At 66.8% G+C, this 20,861-nt stretch carries 19 protein-coding genes; 11 read left to right on the forward strand and 8 right to left on the reverse strand.

Annotated elements, in window-relative coordinates; translation table 11 throughout:
- Positions 1 to 3 precede the first annotated feature (3 nt).
- Complete coding sequence (locus EV137_RS09900; protein ID WP_134128000.1) at positions 4 to 555, forward strand: dihydrofolate reductase family protein; 552 nt, start codon at positions 4 to 6, stop codon at positions 553 to 555.
- Positions 556 to 809: 254 nt separating this feature from the next.
- On the opposite strand, the gene EV137_RS09905 is transcribed toward EV137_RS09900, so the two are convergent.
- From EV137_RS09905 to EV137_RS09930, 6 genes are all read right to left on the reverse strand, one after another.
- Entirely contained in the window at positions 810 to 1,823 is a 1,014-nt protein-coding gene (locus tag EV137_RS09905; RefSeq protein WP_134128002.1) for an ABC transporter substrate-binding protein, read from the reverse strand.
- A gap of 26 nt (positions 1,824 to 1,849) precedes the next feature.
- Positions 1,850 to 4,129, reverse strand: coding sequence for a glycoside hydrolase family 95 protein (locus tag EV137_RS09910; protein WP_134128004.1), 2,280 nt, complete (start codon positions 4,127 to 4,129; stop codon positions 1,850 to 1,852).
- Complete coding sequence (locus EV137_RS09915) at positions 4,130 to 5,791, reverse strand: type 2 periplasmic-binding domain-containing protein (RefSeq protein WP_134000321.1); 1,662 nt, start codon at positions 5,789 to 5,791, stop codon at positions 4,130 to 4,132.
- A gap of 29 nt (positions 5,792 to 5,820) precedes the next feature.
- The gene (locus tag EV137_RS09920; RefSeq protein WP_134000324.1) at positions 5,821 to 6,765 is read right to left on the reverse strand and encodes a carbohydrate ABC transporter permease; all 945 of its coding nucleotides are present in this window, start codon (positions 6,763 to 6,765) and stop codon (positions 5,821 to 5,823) included.
- The gene (locus EV137_RS09925) at positions 6,762 to 7,760 is read right to left on the reverse strand and encodes an ABC transporter permease (protein ID WP_202870860.1); all 999 of its coding nucleotides are present in this window, start codon (positions 7,758 to 7,760) and stop codon (positions 6,762 to 6,764) included. The genes EV137_RS09920 and EV137_RS09925 overlap by 4 nt, the downstream gene beginning before the upstream one ends.
- A 346-nt stretch (positions 7,761 to 8,106) precedes the next feature.
- Positions 8,107 to 8,991: a phosphotransferase enzyme family protein gene (locus EV137_RS09930; RefSeq protein WP_134128006.1), complete on the reverse strand. Its 885-nt coding sequence runs from the start codon at positions 8,989 to 8,991 to the stop codon at positions 8,107 to 8,109.
- Between the two features lie 317 nt (positions 8,992 to 9,308).
- On the opposite strand from EV137_RS09930, the gene EV137_RS09935 reads away from it, so the two are divergent.
- Positions 9,309 to 10,553 carry an MFS transporter gene (locus EV137_RS09935; RefSeq protein ID WP_134128008.1) on the forward strand — a complete coding sequence of 415 codons (1,245 nt, stop codon included), beginning with the start codon at positions 9,309 to 9,311 and terminating at the stop codon, positions 10,551 to 10,553.
- A gap of 11 nt (positions 10,554 to 10,564) precedes the next feature.
- On the opposite strand, the gene EV137_RS09940 is transcribed toward EV137_RS09935, so the two are convergent.
- Positions 10,565 to 11,551, reverse strand: coding sequence for a TerC/Alx family metal homeostasis membrane protein (locus EV137_RS09940; protein ID WP_134128010.1), 987 nt, complete (start codon positions 11,549 to 11,551; stop codon positions 10,565 to 10,567).
- A gap of 316 nt (positions 11,552 to 11,867) precedes the next feature.
- Here EV137_RS09940 and EV137_RS09945 point away from each other — a divergent pair, with 316 nt between their 5' ends.
- The 5 genes from EV137_RS09945 to EV137_RS09965 all read left to right on the forward strand — a co-directional run bounded on the left by EV137_RS09945 (position 11,868) and on the right by EV137_RS09965 (position 15,865).
- Positions 11,868 to 12,416 carry a TetR/AcrR family transcriptional regulator gene (locus EV137_RS09945; protein ID WP_202870861.1) on the forward strand — a complete coding sequence of 183 codons (549 nt, stop codon included), beginning with the start codon at positions 11,868 to 11,870 and terminating at the stop codon, positions 12,414 to 12,416.
- Positions 12,413 to 13,912 carry an MFS transporter gene (locus EV137_RS09950; RefSeq protein WP_134128014.1) on the forward strand — a complete coding sequence of 500 codons (1,500 nt, stop codon included), beginning with the start codon at positions 12,413 to 12,415 and terminating at the stop codon, positions 13,910 to 13,912. Before EV137_RS09945 ends, EV137_RS09950 begins: the two co-directional genes overlap by 4 nt.
- Positions 13,913 to 14,121: 209 nt before the next feature.
- A complete protein-coding gene (locus EV137_RS09955; protein WP_238175202.1) occupies positions 14,122 to 14,433 on the forward strand; it encodes a hypothetical protein in 312 nt (103 codons plus the stop codon).
- A gap of 12 nt (positions 14,434 to 14,445) precedes the next feature.
- Positions 14,446 to 15,048 carry a cell wall protein gene (locus EV137_RS09960; protein WP_134128016.1) on the forward strand — a complete coding sequence of 201 codons (603 nt, stop codon included), beginning with the start codon at positions 14,446 to 14,448 and terminating at the stop codon, positions 15,046 to 15,048.
- Between the two features lies 1 nt (position 15,049).
- Positions 15,050 to 15,865, forward strand: a complete 816-nt coding sequence (locus tag EV137_RS09965; RefSeq protein ID WP_134128018.1) for a MauE/DoxX family redox-associated membrane protein — start codon at positions 15,050 to 15,052, stop codon at positions 15,863 to 15,865.
- A 102-nt stretch (positions 15,866 to 15,967) separates the two neighbouring features.
- On the opposite strand, the gene EV137_RS09970 is transcribed toward EV137_RS09965, so the two are convergent.
- On the reverse strand, positions 15,968 to 16,477 hold the full coding sequence (locus tag EV137_RS09970; RefSeq protein ID WP_134128020.1) for an NUDIX domain-containing protein: 510 nt from the start codon (positions 16,475 to 16,477) through the stop codon (positions 15,968 to 15,970).
- Positions 16,478 to 16,599: 122 nt separating this feature from the next.
- On the opposite strand from EV137_RS09970, the gene EV137_RS09975 reads away from it, so the two are divergent.
- From EV137_RS09975 to EV137_RS09990, 4 genes are all read left to right on the forward strand, one after another.
- Positions 16,600 to 18,909: a PQQ-dependent sugar dehydrogenase gene (locus EV137_RS09975; protein WP_202870862.1), complete on the forward strand. Its 2,310-nt coding sequence runs from the start codon at positions 16,600 to 16,602 to the stop codon at positions 18,907 to 18,909.
- 4 nt (positions 18,910 to 18,913) lie between these two features.
- Entirely contained in the window at positions 18,914 to 19,402 is a 489-nt protein-coding gene (locus EV137_RS09980; RefSeq protein ID WP_134128022.1) for an SRPBCC family protein, read from the forward strand.
- A gap of 90 nt (positions 19,403 to 19,492) precedes the next feature.
- The gene (locus tag EV137_RS09985; protein WP_134128024.1) at positions 19,493 to 19,915 is read left to right on the forward strand and encodes an iron chaperone; all 423 of its coding nucleotides are present in this window, start codon (positions 19,493 to 19,495) and stop codon (positions 19,913 to 19,915) included.
- 28 nt (positions 19,916 to 19,943) lie between these two features.
- A complete protein-coding gene (locus tag EV137_RS09990) occupies positions 19,944 to 20,837 on the forward strand; it encodes an alpha/beta fold hydrolase (RefSeq protein ID WP_134128026.1) in 894 nt (297 codons plus the stop codon).
- Positions 20,838 to 20,861: the final 24 nt, after the last annotated feature.

Raw genomic sequence — 20,861 nt, forward strand, 5'->3', positions numbered from 1 at the left:
TCCATGGCACCACTCGTCTACTCAGCCATCGCCTCGCTCGACGGGTACATCGCCGACGCCGACGGCTCCTTCGACTGGGCCGCCCCGGACGAGGAGGTCCACGCCTACATCAACAACCTCGAGCGTCCGATCGGCACCTACCTGTACGGCGGCCGGATGTACGCCACGATGTCGTACTGGGAGACCGCCGACGACCCGGCACCGGTGAGCCGGGAGTACGCCGAGATCTGGCGAGCCGCCGACAAGATCGTCTACTCGCGCAGCCTGCCGGCGGTCACCACCGCCCGCACCCGCCTGGAACGCGAGTTCACCCCTGACGGCGTGGCCCAACTCAAACAATCCTCGCCGACCGCCATCTCGATCGGCGGCGCGAACCTCGGCGGCCAGGCACTCCTGGCCGGCCTGGTCGACGAGATCCACCTCTTCCTCGTCCCGGTCGTCGTCGGCGGCGGCACGCGAGCCCTCCCGGACGGTCTCACCGCCCGTCTGGAACTCGCAGCCGAGCGCCGCTTCGCCAGCGGTTTCGTCCACCTGCACTACCAGGTGACGAACTAGCCATCGAGCCCGGACAACTCCTCCGGGCAGCTCAGAACGTCCATCGCGCCGCGTGGCAGGCCGTCACAGCACCTGGCAGCTGTTCGCGCTCCCCACACACCACGGCACCTGTCAGCACTCACACTCACCGCAGCATGCTCCACCCGCGGACAGGTGCTCAGCCGGACTTACCAACCAGCACAAGCACCTGTCAGCGCTTCAACCCACAGCAGCACCTGTCAGCTGTTGGCGCTCCCCGCCCACCACAGCACCTGTTAGCCCTTCGGACCGAGCAGCTTCTCCAGGTCGGTGAGGACGTCCATCGCGCCGAGCGGACCGAGGCCGAGGAACCACACCTCGTCGTCGACGCGCGCCGACTTGCCGGCCTTGACAGCCGGCAGTGACTTCCAGAGGTTGCCGTTGACAACCTTCGTCTCGTCGGTGCTGTCGGGCTTGCCGTAGCTGGAGTAGAAGATCCAGTCACCGGCGGCCTGGCCGATGTTCTCCTGGGAGACCTCGACGGCAAGGTCCTGCACGTCCTGGATCTTCGGCCGCGGCAGGCCGATGTCCTTCAGGATGACGCCGATGAACGACAGGTTGCCGTACAGCCGGATCTGTCCGGGACGGAACCGGACCAGCGAGATCGTCGGCGTACCCTCCACCTTCGACTTCACCTCGTCGGCGCGCTTCTGGTAGTCGTTCAGCAGCGCGGTCGCCTTGTCCTCCTCGCCGACCGAGTCCGCGACCAGCAGGAAGTTCTCCTTCCACGGGAACCCGGGCCGGATGCTGAACACCGTCGGCGCGATCGCGCTGAGCTTGTCGTACAGGTCCTTGGCCCGCAATTTGCTGCCCAGGATCAGGTCCGGCTTCAGCGCCGCGATCGCCTCGAGGTTCAGCTCGCTGATCCCGCCGACGGTCTTGATCCCCTGCGCCTTGCCGGCGAGGTACGACGGTACGCCGCTCTGTCCCGCCGTCGTCGCCATCCCGACCGGGGTGATGCCCAGCGCCAGCACGTCGTCCAACTCGCCACTGTCCAGCACCACGACCCGCGTCGGCTTCTGCTCGAGCTTGGTCTCGCCCAGCGCGTGCTTCACCGTCCGCGGGAACGCTCCCGGCGCTGCGTCCGAGCCGAGTTTGGCGGTCTCCGCGTCGGCGGTCTTGAACAACCGTCCGCCGGTCGCCACTTCCTTGTCACCGACGCCGGTGTCCGCACTCTTGGTGTCCCCGCCGCCGCACCCGGCGAGCACCAGTACGGCTGCCGACGCAACGATCCCGATCAGTTTCTTCACGGACGTTGAGACTACAACAAGTTTGGTTAGGCACCCCTAACCAGGTCCAGCTGTTGGCCGGCTCTCAGCTCCACGGTCCGTTCCCCGTCCGGCAACGCGATGCGATACGTCCCGGCGACAGACGCCCGTACGACGGCCTCGGTCAGGATCCCGTCTCGCCAGGCGACGTCGAACGACAGGCCGCCGCGAGCGCGGAGGCCGTGGAACGAACCGTCGGGCCACTCCGCCGGCAGTGCGGGCAGCAGCCGGATGACGTCGGTGTGGCTCTGCAGGAGGAGCTCGGGGATGCAGCCGGTCAGGCCGAAGTTGGCGTCGATCTGGAAGATGTCGCCGTCGCGGTGCAGCAGGTTGTCCGACACCAGCCGACTCAAGTAGTCGTGGATCACCGCTACGGCGCGAGAGGGCTCGAACAGCCGCGCCCACAGCGCCACCAGCCACGCAGCAGTCCAGCCGCCGTTCACCGCACCCGCAGTACGCAACTCCAACGAAGCACGAGCGGCCGCGGCCCATTCCGGCGTACGTGCCGGGTCGATTTCCGCGCCCGGATACAGACCGTAGAGGTGCGACTGATGACGATGCTGTGCCTCCGATGCCTGCCAGTCGGTCGGCCACTCGTGCAGCCGTCCGTCCGGTGTCACCCGGATCCCGGGCAACCGATCCCGAGCCGCAGTCGCCCGCGCGGCGAGCGAAGACTGCAGTCCCAGCACACCTTCCGCCTCGGTCAGGTTCGCGAACAACTCGCGGATCAGCCAGATGTCGTACGTCGACGTGAGGTCGACCGATGCCTTCGCACCGGACGGCAGCACGAAATGATGCTCCGGCGCGGTCGACGGGATGAACTGCAGATGCTGACCATCGTCGACGAGCATCGCCAGTACGAACTCCGCCGCACCCGCGATCACCGGGTACGCCCGCTCTCGCAGGAAGTCCGCATCCAATGAGAACCGGTAGTGCTCCATGAGATGCGCCGTCAGCCAGACCCCACAGGTCGCGCACATCGACCACACCGGATCGTCCCCGCCGTCGCCGACGGGCCAGGTCGCCCGCCAGATGTCCGCGTTGTGGTGCGAGACCCAGCCGGGTGCGTCGTACAGGATCCTCGCGGTCTCCGCACCCGACGAGGCCAGACCTTCGATCAGGTCGGTCAACGGGTCGAAGCACTCGCTCAACCCGGTCAGGTCGGCGAGCCAGTAGTTCATCTGCGTGTTGATGTTGTTGGTCCAGTCACTGGCCCACATCGGCCGCCGGTCCTGGTTCCAGATGCCCTGCAGGTTGGCCGCCTGCGTCCCAGGGCGGGAGGACGCGATCAACAGGTACCGGCCGAGGTTGAACGCCAGCGCGACCAGATCCGGATCGTTGCCCCCGGCAGCGACCGCCTTGATCCGCTCGTCGGTCGGCAGCTCGACAGGAACGCCGAGCTCCAGCGACGCCCGGTCGTACAAGGACGCATGGTCCTCGACGTGCCGCTCCCGAAGCTTGTCCACGGCAACCGAATCCAGCACCGCAGACGCAGCACCCAAAGCCGTCAAGGGATCCCGTCCCGGCGGCGCCTGCCAGCCGGCGAACGTACTCGCCGCCGCCAGTACGACGGTCACCCGCGTCGCCCCACGCACCGCGATACCGTCGTGCGTTGCCGTCACCGGCCCTCCGTCGGCGAAGGCGCGCAGCGCGACACCGAACCCGATCCCGCGCCCGTCCTCGTACCGGATCGGATCCGGGCTCTCCCGGTACTCGATCGTCAGATCCGACGGCGCCCGCCCGACCACACCATAGGTGCCATCAGCAACTTCCACCGCGATCGGATGCTGGCTCTCCAGGCTCAGATCCAGCGAGATCGCACCCGGCTGGTCGGCCGTGATCGTCCACGCCAGCACCTGGTCCGGCGCGGACACGAAGGTCTCGCGCCGGAACCGGGTGCCGTCCACCGTGTAGTCCACGCCCACGACGCCGGTGCTCAGGTCGAGCGTGCGCCGGTACTGCGTCGCCGTACCGCTCGACCGGATCACCAGATCGGCGAGCGGCTGGTACGACTCCACCAGCGGACCCTGCAACGCCCGGGTCCGCTCGGTGGCCGCCAGCTGATCACCGTCCTCCAGCAACAACCGGCGTACGTCGGCCAGCACCGCCGGCCCGTCCGGGACGGTCAGCGTGCGCGGACCGTCACCGGACCAGACGTCGTCGAGGTTGAGCGCGATCCGCTCGTCGGCGACCCGGCCGTACACCTTCGCGCCGAGATGCCCGTTGCCCAGCGGCAACGCCTCGAACCAGTCCGACGCAGGGGCGTGGAACCACAGTTGATGGGACAACTACTTGCTTCCGGACTTGTACTTGTCGTAGGCCTGCTGGTTGATCTCCAGGTACCGCGGCATGCCGGTGCTCTCGAGTCCCTTCACGTACGCGTCCCAGTCGGTGTCGATGTTCTTCGAACCGGTGATGAAGGCCAGCTGGTTCTGGTTCACGTAGGTGTTCAGGTTGGTCTGCAGCGTCGCGAGCTCACCGCTCAGGCTCGGGTCCGGCCAGACCGAGGTCTGCGGGAACCACTGCGCCTTGTCCTCGTGGCCCTCGTACAGCTTGGTGGCTTCCCACAGCCGTCGTTCCAGGCCGGCGCCGGTGTAGATGTCCTTCGGCACGACCTGCGCGTTCCGGTAGGCCAGCGTGTTGTTGTACTGACCGAGCGCGCCCCAGCTGATGTTCTTCGGCGCGTCCTGCTTCGGTTTGTACAGCGCCTTGGTGCTGGCGTCGAGCGCGATGTCACCAGGGCCGGGCTTGGTCCAGCCGACACCCTCCGGGCCCATGTTGGTGATCATCTGGCCCTCGTCGCTGTAGATCCAGTCGAGCATCTTGATCGCCGCGACCTGGGCCTCCTTGCTGGCCTTGTTGGTCAGCATGAACGTGTAGCCGGTCGACGTCGGGTGGTTGTACCCGGTGTAGCTCTTGCCCTCAGGGCCGGTCAGCGGCGGTACGGCGTCGTACTGCTTGTCCCGGCCGTCCTTCGAGTCCAGCTGGACGAAGATGCCCGGCCACAGCACCGGCACAGAGCCGAGTACGACGGCCTTCGGGTTGTTGCCCTGGGCCTGCAGCGCCTGCGCGTTCTGGGTGAACGCGGCCTGGTCGATCAGACCGTCCTTGTAGAGGCCGCGGATGTACTTCAGGCCTTCCTTCCACTGGTCCGACGTCACCGGCGTGACGACCTTGTCGCCGTTCAGCGTGATCAGCGACCGGACGCCGTTGTTCGCGCCGACCGGGTCGTAGGCGAACGCGTTCATCAGGTACGCGATCAGGCTGCTGTCCTGCGGGTCGCTCGTCATCGGGATCTCGTCGGCCTTGCCGTTGCCGTTCGGGTCCTTGGTCTTGAACGCCTCGAGCACCTTGCGCAGGTCGTCGGTGGTCTTCGGCACCTGCAGACCGAGCTTCTTCAGCCAGGTGCTGTTGATCCACAGCTTGTCCGGGTATGTGCAGTGGAAGCAGTCCGCCCACTGCGGCAACGCGTAGATGTGACCGTCGGGCGCGGTCGACATCTCCTTGTACTCCTTGTTGGAGTCCAGCGCCTTCTGGATGTTCGGCGCGTTCTCCTTGATCAGGTCCTCGAGCGGTACGGCGATGCCCTGCTGGCCGAGCTTCAGCACCTCCGCCTGGGTGAACGCGTCGATCCACGGGATCAGGAAGAACAGGTCCGGGTAGTCGCCGCTGGCCAGCGAGATCTGCCGCTTCTCCTTGGCCGGCCCGGCGTCGTACGTCGTGGTCTGCCAGCGGAACTGGATCTTGAACTTGTCGCTGATGATCTTGGTCACCGCGTTGGTGTCCATGTTGGTGCTCTGGTCGGACGGCGTGAACGTGTCGATGACGACCTTGCCGTCCGCCGACGTCTCGTTCGCCGCACCCTTGGACGACTTGTCCGAGCTGCAGGCTGCCAGGGCGAGCGCGCCGGCGGCTGCCAGCGCGACGACCTTGCTCACGGATGAGCGCATTGCTGTGTTTCCCTTCTGGAGGTGGCCTTTCAGCCCTTGACCGCGCCGACCATCACGCCCTTGGTGAAGTGGCGGGCGACGAACGGGTAGATGATCAGTACGGGCAGACTCGAGATGACGATGAGCGCGTACTTGAGGACGTTGGCCAGCTGTTGCTGTTCGAGCTGCTGGGCCAGACTCGTCGTGGTGGTGGACCCAGTGAGCGTGTTCAGGATCAGAACGTTCCGCAGGACGATCTGCAGCGGGTACAGGCCGGGGTCCTTGAGGTAGATCAGTGCGTCGAAGTAGCTGTTCCACTGGAAGATCGCGTACATCAGCGCGATCACCGCGATCACCGGCTTGGACAGCGGCAGTACGATCGACCACAGGAAGCGCAGATCGCTCGCCCCGTCAATGGTGGCCGCCTCGTACAGCTCGTCCGGGATCGTGCTGCGGAAGAACGTCCGCGCGATGATCACCTGCCAGACGCCGATCGCGCTCGGGATCACCATCGCCCACCGGGTGTTCAGCATCCCGAGGTCCTGGACCACCAGGTACGTCGGGATCAGGCCGCCGGAGAACAGCATGGTGAAGATCAGCACGCTCATGATCACGTTCCGGCCGAAGAACGTCCGGCGGGACAACGGGTACGCGATCGCGATCGTCAGCGTGACGCTGATCAGGGTCCCGCCGATCGCGTAGATGAACGAGTTCAGGTAGCCCTTCATGATCAGCGGATCGCTGAAAGCCTCCTTGTACGCCCGCAGGCTCGGCTCGATCGGCCACAACAGCACCCGGCCGGCACTCACCGCCGACGGGCTGCTGAACGAGTTCGCGACGATGTAGATCAGCGGTACGGCGACCAGGATCAGCGCGATCCACAGCATGATCCGCACGCCGAGCAGGAAGATCTTGTCGGTGCGCGTCTCCTCGATCGTGGTGCGCTCCGACCGTTTGACCGACGTACGCCGGAAGCCTTGAAGAGTGATGCTCATGACCAGAGTCCGTTTCCGGTGATGCGCTTGGCGGCGAAGTTCACGCCGAGCAGCAGGAACAGGTTGATCACCGAGTTGAAGAGCCCGATGGCGGTCGCCATGCTGAAGTCCGCGTTCAGCAGACCGGTCTTGTAGACGTAGGTGGCGATGATCTCGGACTGCGCGGTGTTCAGCGGGTTCTGCAGCAGGAACGCCTTCTCGAACCCGATCGACATGATGTTGCCGACGCCCAGCACCAGGATGATCACCGCGGTCGGCATGATCCCCGGCAGGTCGACGTGCCGGATCCGCTGCAGCCGGCTGGCGCCGTCGATCCGCGCCGACTCGTGCAGCGCCGGATCGATCCCGGACAGCGCGGCCAGGTAGATCACCGCGGAGTAGCCGGTGGTCTGCCACACGTCCGACCAGACGTAGATGTGCCGGAAGTAGTCCGGATTGCCGAGGAAGTCCACGGACGGTACGCCGAACAGCCCGATCGCGTCGTTGACGAATCCGAGCCGTGGCGACAGCACCAGGATCGTCATCGAGACCACGACCACGGTGGAGATGAAGTACGGCGCGTACGTGACCAGCTGCACGAGCTTCTTGAACCGGCCGTTGCGGATCTCGTTCAGCGCGATCGCCAGGATGATCGGGATCGGGAAGCTGGCGAGCACCGTGTAGACCGACAGCAGGAACGTGTTCTTCACCAGGGTCCAGAACACCGGGTTCTGGAAGAACAGCTCGAAGTTGCGGAAGCCGACCCAGTCACTGCCCCACGGGCCCTTGATCGGGCTGTAGTTCTTGAACGCGATCACGGCGTTCGCGATCGGGACGTACTTGAAGATCACGAAGTACGCGAGCGGTACGACGACCAGCAGGTAGAGCTGCCAGTGCCGCCGCAGACTGCGCCGGGCCTGGGTCCGGCGACTCGTTCGCGGTGGTTTCCGGGCGGTCGCCGCGGCCGGCGGCGCCGGTACCGCCGGTGCCGGTTTCACCTCGAAGGTTGCGCTCACTCCGCATCCTTTCCCTCACGCGCTGGAGTGGAACCGATATCCGATAGGATCTCGGGTTTCGCTATCCCGGAGGATGACACACAACCCCACCGCTGCGGAAGACTTGCCACCCGAGTCGATGCCGGATGGTGACCGTGGGGCTCAGATCCCTTGCAGACAAGGGTTTTCCGGCGTTGCCCCCAGCAACCACCGGTCGCAGAACGCCGAATGATCCGGTGGCGAGCCACCGGATCCGGGCAGACGTCGATCACACCCGGGGTCGCTCTGAGCCACCGACACCGGACCGATCCGCAATTTATTTCTTCTGTTAACTATATAGCAGTCAACCTGCCGTCGACGGCCAATGTCAAGACCTGGCCGCGGCGAGCTGCCGAGCGATCGTCACCTCGTCGAAACGGCCCTCCTGCCGGCCGTTCCAGAGCTCGGCCATCACCATCAACACCCGGAACACGACCCGCAACGGCTCGATCGCAGCGAGCTCATGCTCGGTGAGCGGTTCGGCGGCGGCTCGCTGGTAGCCGGCCAGCATGTCCGGCTGCACCCTGCCGATCACGAGCTCCCAGACCCGGCTGTCCAGATGACACAGGTCGAAGTCGATCACCCCGGCGAGACGACCGTCGTCGTCGAAGTGCAGATTCCAGCTCGCGAAGTCGCCGTGCACGATCGTCTGCGGCAGTCCCAGCAGGCCGTACTCCCGCACCAGTTCCTTGGCGCCGTCCATCGCGCGCGCTGCCCTGTCGGCAAGATCAGGCCGCTGCTCGCGAAGCAGCTCGACGCCGCGGTCCCAGCCCTGGAACTCCCCCATCGCGTCCAGGTCCGCGGCCTGGAAGAACCCGGGCCTCGAGCCGAGGTCGAGGTCGCTCAGGTCCGCGTGCAACCGGGCGAGCACCTCGCCGCGCTCGGTCTGCTGCGCCACGGTCTCGTCCTGGTGCGGCGTTCCAGGTACGAAGCGGGTGGCTGCCCAGAGCCGATCGTCGTACTGGATCGGGCCGGCGATCCGCGCCGGAACGCACCAGCCGCGCGCGGTCAGATGATCGAGCACCTGGGTCTCGTAGGCAAGGTCCTCTGCAGTCCTCAGCAAGTGGTACCGGCGAAGGATGTGATGCTCGCCGTCGCTGGTCCACAGATGCCAGTTGCCGTTACGAACCGATTCCTCGTCACCGGGCCGGGTCGGCTCCAGTCGCGCCGGCTCGATTCCCAATGCTGCCGTCACATCACCCAATGCGACCATTCCCGCATCCTGGCAGGTCGCCGCGGACGGGGTCGTCGGGGGCCGTCGGCCAGAGAAAAACCTGACCCGACCATCACGGGGGAACGGCCGGGCCAGGCACTACAGATAGTACTCCTGATCACCAACCGGGGTCGGCTAATTCGAAGGCGGACGCGCCGCGTTTCCCCTACCGTGTCGCCATGCGTACTCGTTCCTGAAAGCGCACCACCGCGGCCCCGTCGCCGTCCGTGCGCAACGCAAGCGTTTGACCCAGCCGGTCGCCGCTTCGTCCTGCCCGCACGCCCATTTCAGGAACACGCTTTCAGGAGCCACCCGAGATGTCTTCCTACCGCTCTGCCGACCCCACCCGGACGTACTACGTCTACAACGCCGCCTGGTCCTTCCTGGCCGCGCTGTCGTTCACGCTCAACCTCGTGTACTACGTCCGCGACGCCGGACTCGACCCCCTGCAGATGGTCCTGGTCGGGACCACGCTCGAGCTCACCTGTTTCCTCTTCGAGATCCCCACCGGCATCGTCGCCGACCTGTACAGCCGCCGGCTCTCGATCGTGATCGGCTTCGTGCTGATCGGCGCCGGTCTGCTGCTCCAGGGCCTGGTGCCCGCGTTCCTGGCGATCCTCGCCGCGCAGGTGCTGTGGGGCGTCGGGTACACGTTCACGTCCGGCGCCGACCGGGCCTGGATCACCGACGAAATCGGCACCGAGCGAGTCGGCGGAGTGTTCGTCCGCACGCAACAGTTCGAGCTGGCTGCGAAGATCGCCGGCACGGTCACCGCCGGAGGTCTCGGACTGATCAGCCTGCCGCTGCCGATGGTGATCTCCGGCGCCGGGACGATGCTGCTCGGCGTGTTGCTCGCACTGTTCATGCGTGAGCAGAACTTCCATCGCACGCCGCGCGAGGAGCGTGAGACGTTCCGGCAGCTGGCAGACACGTTCAAGCACGGTCTGACGGTCGCCCGGCGACGTCCCGTCGTACGGACGCTCGTGGTCATCAGCCTGATCGCGGGCCTGTCCAGCGAGGCCTTCGACCGGCTGTGGTCGGTGCAGCTCCTGACCTTCAGCTTCCCGACCGTGTTCGGTACGTCGGACCCGGCACTCTGGTTCACCGCCCTGGCGCTGGCCGGCACCGCTCTCTCACTGGCCGCGTCACTGCTGCTGAACCGCTTCTCCGCCGAGCGCCTGCAGGCCTCGCACCCGACCGGCATCCTCGCGACGCTCGCTTCGCTGGACGTCCTCGGCATGTTCCTGTTCGCGTTCGCCGGGAACTTCTGGCTCGCGCTCGCGGCGCTCTGGTTGCGCCAGATCGCCGACACCGTCTCGATCCCGATCCACTCCGGCTGGCTGAACCGGCATGTCGACTCCCGTTCCCGGGCGACCGTGCTCTCGATGGTGTCGCAGGCGAACGCGATCGGCCAGGTCGTCGGCGGCCCGCCGCTCGGCGCCCTCGGCCGTACGTCGTTGCGCGGCGCACTGCTCGCGTCCGCGCTGATCTGGCTACCGATCCCGGCCTTGTACCTGCGGCTCAAGGATGCCCGCAGTACGACCGAGAAGCAGGCCGTCTGACCGGCCGTGGATCACTCGTCGATCCTGATGCGGATCGCTTCGCGGCGGTTGTCGCGCGACGTCTTGACCAGGCTGGCGACCGTGGTGACGAACAGGGTGCCGACGATGAAGCCGAGCGAGGTGAGGATGCCGATGTGCGGCAGGTGGATCGCGCCGATGTCGTCGATGTGCGACCCGTGCAGCGCCTCGATGATCAGCTTCACGCCGATGAACGCGAGGATCACCGACAGGCCGACGTTCAGGTAGACGACCCGCTCCAGCAGGCCGCCGATCAGGAAGTACAGCTGCCGCAGGCCCATCAGCGCGAACGCGTTCGCGGTCAGCACGATGTACGCGTCCTGGGTGAGCCCGAAGATCGCCGGGATCGAGTCGAGCGCGAAGATCACGTTCGCCATCCCGATCGCGGAGATCACGATCACCAGCGGGGTGAGCATCCGGCGGCCGTCGGTCTTGGTGACCAGTTTCGCGCCGTCGTAGTCGTGCTGCAGCGGCAGGATCCGGCGCATTCCGCGGATCACGACGTTCTCCTGGAAGTCGGACTCGTCGTTCTCGCCCTCGAGCGCCAGCCGGACCGCGGTGTAGACCAGGAAGGCGCCAAAGATGTAGAACACCCAGCTCGCGGCCGAGATCGCCGCCGCGCCGGCCAGGATGAAGACCGCCCGGAGCAGCATCGAGACCACGATGCCGATGTACAGCACCTTGTCCTGCGCCAGGCTCGGTACGGCGAACCGCGCCATGATGATCACGAACACGAACAGGTTGTCGACGCTCAGGCTGTACTCGGTGATGTAGCCGGCGACGAACTCACTGCCCGACTGTCCGGGACTGAACAGGAACAGTCCGAGCGCGAAGAGTCCGGCCAGACCGACGTAGAACAACACCCAGCGGGTCGCGTCCTTGATTGTCACGGTGTGGTTGCGGCGCGCGATCACGATCAGGTCGAACGCGACGATCGCGAGCAACCCGGCGATCGTCAGCACCCAGACCGCAGGGGGCATGACAGAGACCATGACGAACCTCCGGACGTCGGCGTACAGCTGGCTTGGTCCGGAGGTCTCTCCCACCCGGCTGATCTCGTGCTGGATCAGTGCGGGCCGGCAGCACCGGTTCGGCCGTCCAGGCCTCCCGTGATGACGACGCTGCCGTGGCGGGATACTCCCCTCCACAAACGCCGCAAGTGTATAGGGTCCCGATCGATCTCACCGTTCACCAGGTCACACCCGCCACGCTCACGATGATCGTATACCGCATACAGACTCCAATGCTAGAGATCATTCTGAGACACTGATGTCTCATTTGAGGTACCCTCGTCTCATGGCTGTTGATCGGGAGCAAGTACTGCGGGCCGCCGCGAGTCTGCTGATGCGGAAGTCCTCGGCGACCATGGACGAGGTGGCCCGGGCCGCGGGGATCAGTCGCGCCACGCTGAACCGGCAGTTCGCCGGGCGGGACGCGCTGGTCCGGGCGCTCGAGGAGCTCGGCATCGCCGAGTGCGAGGCCGCCGTCGCGCGAGCAGTGATCGACGACGGTCCGGCGGCCGACGCCGTACGGCGCCTGGTGCAGGAGCTCGAGCCGGTCGCCCGACAGCTCGCGTTCCTGTACTCCGAGAACCAGTTGTTCGAGGGCGACAAGCAGAACGCGGGCTGGGCCCGGCTCGACGCGCGTCTGGTCGCGCTGTTCCGGCGCGGTCAGGAAGCGGGCGAGTTCCGGATCGACCTCAGCCCGGTGTGGCTGACCGAAGCGCTCTACGGGCTGCTGGTCTCCGCGGCCTGGGCCGTCTGCGAAGGACGGGTCGCCCCCAAGGACCTGAGTTCGAACGTCACCGAGTTGCTGCTCGGTGGCGCACTCCGGACACAGAAATGAAGCAGCAGGCGATCACCCGGCCGAGGCGCTGGCTCGCGCTCGGCGTACTCGTGCTGGCCGTTCTGCTCGTGGCGGTCGACGCGACGGTGCTCGGCCTCGCGACCCCCTTCCTCTCCGAGGACCTGAAGCCGTCGGGCACCCAACTGCTGTGGATCGGCGACGCGTACTCGTTCGTGCTCGCCGGGCTGCTCGTGTCGATGGGTAGCCTCGGCGACCGGATCGGCCGCAAGCGCATCCTGCTGATCGGCGCGACGGCGTTCGGCGCGATCTCGGTGCTGAACGCGTACGCGAACTCGGCCGAGCTGATGATCGTGGCGCGAGCACTGCTGGGGGTCGCGGGCGCGACGCTGATGCCGGCCACGCTCGCCCTGATCCGTAACCTGTTCCACAACCCGCGGGAGCGCAGTGTCGCGATCGGGATCTGGGGCGCCGCGGCATCGGCGGGAATGGCGATCGGCCCGATCGTCGGCGGCGTACTGCTGGAGAACTTCTGGTGGGGTTCGGTTTTCCTGATCAACCTGCCGGTGATGGCGGTGCTGGTCGTCGTCGGCGCTCGCCTGCTCCCGGAGTCCCGGAACCCGCAGCCGGGTCCCTGGGACCTGATCAGTGTCGTGCTGTCGATGGTCGGGATGATCGGAAGCGTCTATGCGATCAAGGAGTTCGCGGCCCACGGGTTCGACTGGATCCCGCTGGCCTCGGGCGTCGTCGGCGCGATCGCCCTCTACGGTTTCGTACGTCGTCAGCGCCGGCTCCCGATCCCGTTGCTGGACCTGCGATTGTTCCGCAGTCGCGGGTTCAGCAGCGCCGTACTGGCCGATCTGCTCACGATCCTCGGGCTGTCGGGATTGATCTTCTTCCTGTCGCAGTATCTGCAACTGGTGCAGGGGCGGCGGCCGATCGAGGCCGGGCTCGCGGAGTTGCCGGCCGCGATCGGTGCGATCGCCGCCGGTCTGCTCGCCGGGAGGGTGGCGCGACGGTTCTCGGTGCGCGCTGTCGTGGCCGGTGGCCTCGCCGCGATCGGTCTGGCGCTCGCCGCTCTCACCACGATCAGCCAGGACACCGGGTATCCGTTGCTCGGTGCGGCGTTGCTCGTGGTCGGGGCGGGTGCGGGGTTCTCATTCACGGTCACCGCCGACGTCATCCTGGCCGCCGTACCGAAGGAGGAAGCGGGTGCGGCGAGTGCGGTGTCCGAAACGGCGTACGAGCTCGGCGCGGCGCTTGGGATTGCGCTGCTCGGGTCGATCGTCACCGGCGTCTACCGCGACTTCACCGGTCCCGCGGGCACGCCCGCCGCAGCCCACGAGTCGTTGGGTGGGGCGGTCGAGGCCGCTGCACAACTTCCGCCGGAGGCTGCCGCGCAGTTGCTCGACGCGGCACGAGACTCCTTCGCGCACGGGGTATCCATCGCCGCCGGCGTCGGCGCTGCCGTCCTGCTGATCACCGCGGTCGTCGCCTGGTTCCTGCTGCGCGGGCAGGTACTCAGCACCGAGCGCTAGGCAAAAAGTTTCCATTTCTTCGATGACCTCTGGGAGATTCCGCCGGATCGGAGTACAAAGAGTGCTTGTAGGTCTTACCGCCCCTAGACCTGGAGGAATGTGTCATGGCCGGAATTACCGCCGAAGCCTCGTGGTTCTGTTGTGGGAACGCATGGGGACCCTGTGGAAGCGCCGGGCACGGCGCCTGCGGGACGTGCAACTCGGGAAGCATGCAGCATGCGTGGCCGAACACCTCGGATGCTTGCTACGCCATCACTCGCCCGGACAGCTGCGGGATCACCGGGATGTCCCGGCGTACCTGCGGCTTCCGGCACGCCACGACCAGCCTGTGTACCGGAAAGCGGATCGTCACGTCGATCGCCGACTGCGGCCCGCAGACCGACCTGTTCTGCGGCGAACGCTCCTGCTGCGGCGGGAACTGCGCCTCGAACCGGGTCATCGACTTCACTCCGGCCGCGTTCAGCGCGCTCGGCCTCAGCCTGAGCAGCGGCTTGTCCCCCGTGTCGATCGACGTGGCCTGAGAGGAGACCGAGATGACTTCCACGATGGACCGCCGCTCGCTGCTCAGCCGCGCCGCCCTCGGTGCGACCGGACTGGTCGCCGCAACCGCGATGGGCTCACTCGCCCCGGAGACGGCATTCGCCGCCACCCAGCAGTTCGCCGACGCGGGTCAGCCGGACCCGAACTTCGCCGAAGGTCTGATCATGGGCCGCAACCAGGATCTCCTGCAGGTACAGGGATCCGACGGCCGGTTGCACCGGATCCAGCTGACCGGCGTGACGAGTGTCTGGAAGCTCCGCCCGACCACGATCGACCAGGCCCGGATCGGCGACGGCCTGTACGCACGCGGCGTACTGCTGCCGGACGGCATCCTGGCCGCCGAGGCGATCTGGGTCAACATCGTCAACCTGACCGTCGCGATCACGGCGATCGGGCGCAACGGCGTACAGCTCGATCACCACGGCCAGAAGGTCGTCGGGCACGTGCAGTCCGGGACCACGGCGGCCGTGTACAACGGCACGCCCGCCGTCTCGGACCTGTCGATGCTCAAGGTCGGCCGGCACGCCCAGGTGATCGGCGCCTGGCGGCCGGGGACGAACGAGATCGACATCGCGACCATCTACACGTCGAACTGACATGGGTACCTTGGCGGCTGCTCAGCCGCTCTTGATCGGGTTGCTCCTGCTCTGGTCGTCGTACGGCAAGTTCGCCGACCCACAGCAGGCGGACCGCACCGCCCTCCCCCGCCTGGTGGGCGATTCACGCGCAAAGCCCGTCTACCAAGCCGTAGCCGTAGTCGAAGCCCTCATCGCTCTGGCCCTTCTCCTACCACCTTCCTGGGCGATCGAGGCATTCGCCGCAGTCGCACTGTCCGCAGGCTTCACCGGCTTCCTCGTCTACTCGAAGGTCGTCGTACCCGAGGCGTCCTGCGGGTGTGCCGGGAAGTCAGCCAAACCAGTTGGCAACCGGGCGATCGCGCGCGCCTTGTTGCTGCTGGCAACTGCTGGACTGGCGACCACGGCGTCGACCGGGTGGTGGTCGGCGGGTGCGGGTGTGCTCGTGCTCGTCGTCGAGGCGGTGGCGTTCGCGATGCTGTCTGCCGAGCTCGACCGGTACTGGCTGCTGCCGTTGCGGCGGTTCCGGATCCGGCTCAGCCACCCGTACGCAGGTACGGCGTCCGACGACACACCGCTCGTCGCGACACAGCGGCGAGTCCTGCTCAGCCCGGCGTACCGTGCGGTCGACGGCTTGCTGCGTTCCGACATCCACGACTACTGGGACGACGAGGACTGGCGGTTCGTGAGCTATGCCGCCAGGTACGACGGCCGCCGCGCGACCGCCGTCTTCGCCGTACCGCACCAGGACTCCACGCCCGCGGCGATCCGGGTCGCCGTCGTGGACGAGGAGGGCCTGACGCTTTATCGTCCGACGATGCTCGCCACCACCGGGTAGGCCCGGACCGCCAGCCCATCACAATCGCCCCTCCACCGCTCCCGTCACGCTCGCCGTGGCGGGAGCGGCTGCATTGTGATGGCCTGCAGATCCGCCGTTCCCTCAGACAGGGCGGCCGAAGTCGGCGTAGGTCGGGGTTCCGGTGGTCAACGCCTGTAGGGCGAGGGCCAGGCGGCGGGTCATGGAGGGGCGGAGGCGGGGGGTTGCGTCGGCGAGGGTGAGGTAGTGGTGGGCTCGGGCTTCGATGGGGTCGAGGGTGAGGGCGGGATCGTCCAGGATGCCGCCGTCGAAGATGAAGGCCAGGGAGTCCGCCCACGGGCCGTGGGCGGGGACCCAGTCCACGACCAGCAGGCGGCCGATCTCCAGGTCGAGGCCGATCTCCTCCTGCACCTCGCGGCAGCACGCCTCGTACGGGGACTCGTCGGACTCGACGATGCCGCCGGGGATGTCGAGCGTGGGTTTGTAGGTGGGTTCGAGGAAGAGGATCCGACCGGCGTGGTCGCGGATCAGTGCCCCGCCGGCGGCGGTCTTGCGGGGGAATCGGGCAGCGATGCCTGGGTTGAACTCCTTCTCCGGCTCGCCTTCGGCAGCAAGGTCGTCCAATCGGTTCACGCCTCCAGTGTCGGCTACCTGTTGAGCTCGGCCGACTGCGGGCAGCTACCCACTCGACGGCTGCCGCGGATCGGCGCATTCTGAACCACAGAAGCGCGCGGAGGGGTCTGAGGCGCTGGGAAGTGGGGGACGAGATGTGGGGTCTCGGCAGGACCGCGCGCGGGCGCGGACGGATCAGCATGGCGGCCGCGATGCTCCTGGTCGCGGCAGTACTCAGTCAAGGCGCGGCCCGGGCGGAGACGCTGCCCACCGGGTTCCGTGACTCGGTCGTCCTGAGTGGACTGACGAACCCGACGGTGCTGCAGTTCGCGCCGGACGGGCGGATCGTCGTCGGTCAGAAGAACGGCGTGATCAAGAGCTTCCAGAGCCTCACGGACACCAGTCCGGTCACCGTCGCCGACCTGTCGCTCCGGGTCGACGACTACTGGGACCGCGGCCTCCTAGGCCTCGCCCTGCCACCCAACTTCCCTGCCGACCCGTACATCTACGTGCTCTACGCGTACGACGCGGCCATCGGCGGAACCGCCCCGCGGTGGAACGACGCCTGCCCGACACCACCCGGCCCGACCACGGACGGCTGTCTCGTGTCGGCCCGGTTGTCCCGGCTGCAGATCAGCGGCAACGTCATGACCGGCTCCGAGCAGGTACTGATCAACGACTGGTGCCAGCAGTTCCCCAGCCACTCGGTCGGCACGCTGCTCTTCGGGCGCGACGGATACCTCTACGTCAGTGGGGGCGACGGCGCCAGCTTCAACAACGTCGACTACGGCCAGTACGGCGCGAGCTACGCCGGCGACCAGGCCAACCCCTGCGGAGATCCTCCGGGGTCGGTCGGCACCGCTCTGACGCCGCCGAACGCGCAAGGTGGTGCGCTGCGCAGTCAGAGCGTCCGCCGTCCCAGCGGTCCGGCCTCGCTGGACGGTGCGATCCTCCGCCTCGATCCCAGCACGGGCGCCGGCGTACCCGGCAACCCGTTCTTCTCCTCGGCGGATCCGAACGCCCGGCGGATCGTTGCCTACGGCACACGTAATCCGTTCCGGATGACGCAACGTCCGGGGACCGACGAGCTGTGGATCGGCGACGTCGGGTGGAACACGTGGGAAGAGATCAACCGAGTGGTGTCCCCGACGACAGCCAGCAACTTCGGATGGCCGTGCTACGAGGGAGCGGCGGCCCAGGGCGGGTACCAGGGTGCCGGGTTGTCGTCGTGCTCGTCGCTGTACTCGACGCCCGGCTCGGTCGTCGCGCCGTACTACGCCTACAACCACAGCGCCTGCGTGGTGAACTACACCGGCTGCCACACCGGCGGTTCGTCGATCACCGGGATCGCTTTCTACCAGGGTGGGTCGTATCCGTCCGAGTACAACGGCGCGCTGTTCTTCGCCGACCACTCGCGGAACGAGATCTGGGCGATGCTGCCCGGTACGAACGGACTACCTGATCCGGCTCGACTGCGGTCGTTCGCCGGTGTCGACTCGACAGGTGGTGCAGCCGGCCATCCGGTCGACCTGAAGATCGGTCCGGGTGGCGACCTGTTCTACGTCGACATGGAGAGTGGCGCCGTACACCGCATCACCTTCACCGCCGCGAACCAGCCGCCGACCGCGGCCTTCACGGCAACCCCGTCCAGTGGCGCCGTCCCGCTGACGGTGAACTTCGACGGCACCGCGTCCTCCGATCCTGAGGGTGGTCCGCTCAGTTATTCGTGGGACCTCAACGGTGACGGCACGTTCGGCGACGCGACCGGCGCGACGGCGACACGCACCTACAGCACGGCGGGGACCTATCACCCGAGCCTGCGGGTGACGGACAACCAGGGGGCGACGGACACGACGTCGATCACGGTCACGGCCGGGAACACGGCACCGACGGCGGTGATCGACTCGCCCGCAGCGAGCCTGACCTGGAAGGTCGGTGACCAGATCGCCTTCGCCGGCCACGCGACCGACGCACAGGACGGGTCGTTGCCCGCGTCCGCGCTGAGCTGGAAGCTGATCCTGCATCACTGCATCACGCCGTCCGACTGCCACGCGCACGAGCTGCAGACCTTGAGCGGTTCTTCGGGCACGTTCGCAACACCGGACCACGCTTATCCGTGCTGGCTCGAGCTGGCGTTGACCGCGACCGATTCCGCAGGTCTGTCCTCGACGGCTTCGGTCCGGCTGGACCCGCGGACCGTCGTACTGACGTTCCGGACCAACCCGGGCGGGCTCACCCTGACCAACATGGTCGTGAACGAGGCACCACGCTCGACCCCGTTCTCGGTCACCGTCGTGGTCGGCTCGGCGAACTCGGTCAGCGCCCCGTCCCCGCAGCAGTTCAACAAGTTCACGTACAACTTCACGTCCTGGTCGGACGGAGGCCCACAGAACCACACGATCACCGCACCAGCGGTCAACACCACCTACACCGCCACCTACCGAAAACGCTGAGACCATGGAAGCACTGGTAGACATCGAGGAGACCGTCCACGTCGACGCCACGCCGGACGCCGTCTGGGAGCTTGTCACCGACGTCCGGCGGCATCCGGAGTACGCCGGACCGAAGAGCATCACCAAGGTCATCGACTTCGATGACACGCTGCACGTCGGAGCGCGATGGATCGCGCACGAGAAGTTCGGGCCGCAGAAGTTCGACGCGCCGTCCGAGGTGACCACGTGGGATCCGGACCACGCTTTCGGCTGGGTCTCGTTCCCACCGATGAAAGAGGCCAATCGCGGCGAAGGCGGCCGGGTGTTCTGGTCGTACACCGTCATCCCGGAGCTGGACGGCACCCGGCTCACCCATCACATGGAGGTCCTGCCACCGGCGAAAGGCGCGTGGACCGTGAAGGCGATGTACGCCGTCCTCCGGCTGCCCGCCAAACAACGGCGAGGGATCCGGACCACCCTCGCCAACATCAAGACCACCGCCGAGCACGCCTGAAGGATCTGATCAGTTTTCAAGAAGCGCGGGGGTTCGGCGGCTTCTAGTGTTTGGGGTGTTCGGAGACGACAACCAGAGAGGGACACTCCAATGGCCACCACGAAGAAGAAGTCGTACGACGGGTTCACCGACGCTGAGCGGGACGCGATGAAGGAGCACGCGAAGGAGCTGAAGAGCAAGGAGGACCCGGCCGAGGCGCAGGCGGCGAAGATCGCGACGATGGCGGACGCCGACCGCGAGATCGCCGAGCGGCTGAACGAGCTGATCCCGCAGATCGCGCCGGAACTGACGCCGAAGCTCTGGTACGGCATGCCCGGCTGGGCGAAGAACGGCAAGATCGTCTGCTTCTTCCAGGACGCGGCCAAGTTCAAGTACCGCTATTCCACGTTCGGTTTCCAGGACTCCGCCAACCTCGACAACGGCGACATGTGGCCGACGTCGTACGCCATCACGAAGCTGACCCCGGCAGTCGAGAAGCAGATCGTCGCGCTCGTGAAGAGGGCTCTGAGCTAGGGCTCTTTTGCCTTGCTAGCCTCGGCAGATGCTGAACGGCTCGCAGGCGCGTGATCGTGTGGTTGTCGCGTTCGACGCGCTCACCGGTGGGGGTGTTTCCCGGTGCGCGCTCGATCGGGGCGGCCGGCTGTTGCAGTGGGTCCAGGGCGGAAGCGGTACGCCGGTGGTGCTCGAGGCGGGGGCGATGTCGCCGGTCGCCGGCTTCGCGGCGGTGTTCAAGGGGCTTGTCTCGGAGCATCGCGTGATCGCGTACGACCGGGCCAGCTACGGTGCCAGCGATCCTGCTCCGCTCAGCCTAGACGGTCAGGTCGACGACTTGATCGCCGTACTCGAAGAAGCCGGACCGTCGGTGGTCGTTGGGCACAGCTGGGGTGGGCTGCTCGCACAGTTCGCCACCTGGACGCGGCCTGATCTGGTCACCGGGCTGGTCCTTCTCGATCCGTCGCACGAAACCTTCTGGACCGACGCCCCTCCAGAGGCCAGTGCGGACCGTACCCGCCCGGCAGCTGATGACCCCCGGACCGAAGATGTCCTGGCATTCGGGCACGAACTCGCCGCCGACGTCGCCCGTAGCGTCGGCGCGGACCAGCACCTCACGCAACTTCTCACCGACGCGTGTCTGTCGTACCTGGAGACCGACGCACAGCTGTTCACCTACCTCGACGAGCTCCCGATGATCCTCGACCACGTCGACGACCTGACCGCCCGCCGTAGGCAGGCTGTCTGGCCCGAGATCCCCGTCGTACTCCTCACCGCCACCAAAGGCAGACCGCCCGAGTTCACTCCCCAGGTCATAGCGGTGCAGGAGCAGCTGGCTACCGAATGCGATGGGCGGCACCAGGTGGTGCCGGACTCGGGGCACTACATGCACATCGACCGTCCGGACCTGGTGATCGCCTGCGTGGAGGAAGTCGCCGGCTGAGCACTGCTGCCATGGCAAGATCTG

This window comes from Kribbella pratensis (genome assembly GCF_004366075.1).
Taxonomy (GTDB): Bacteria; Actinomycetota; Actinomycetes; order Propionibacteriales; family Kribbellaceae; genus Kribbella; species Kribbella pratensis.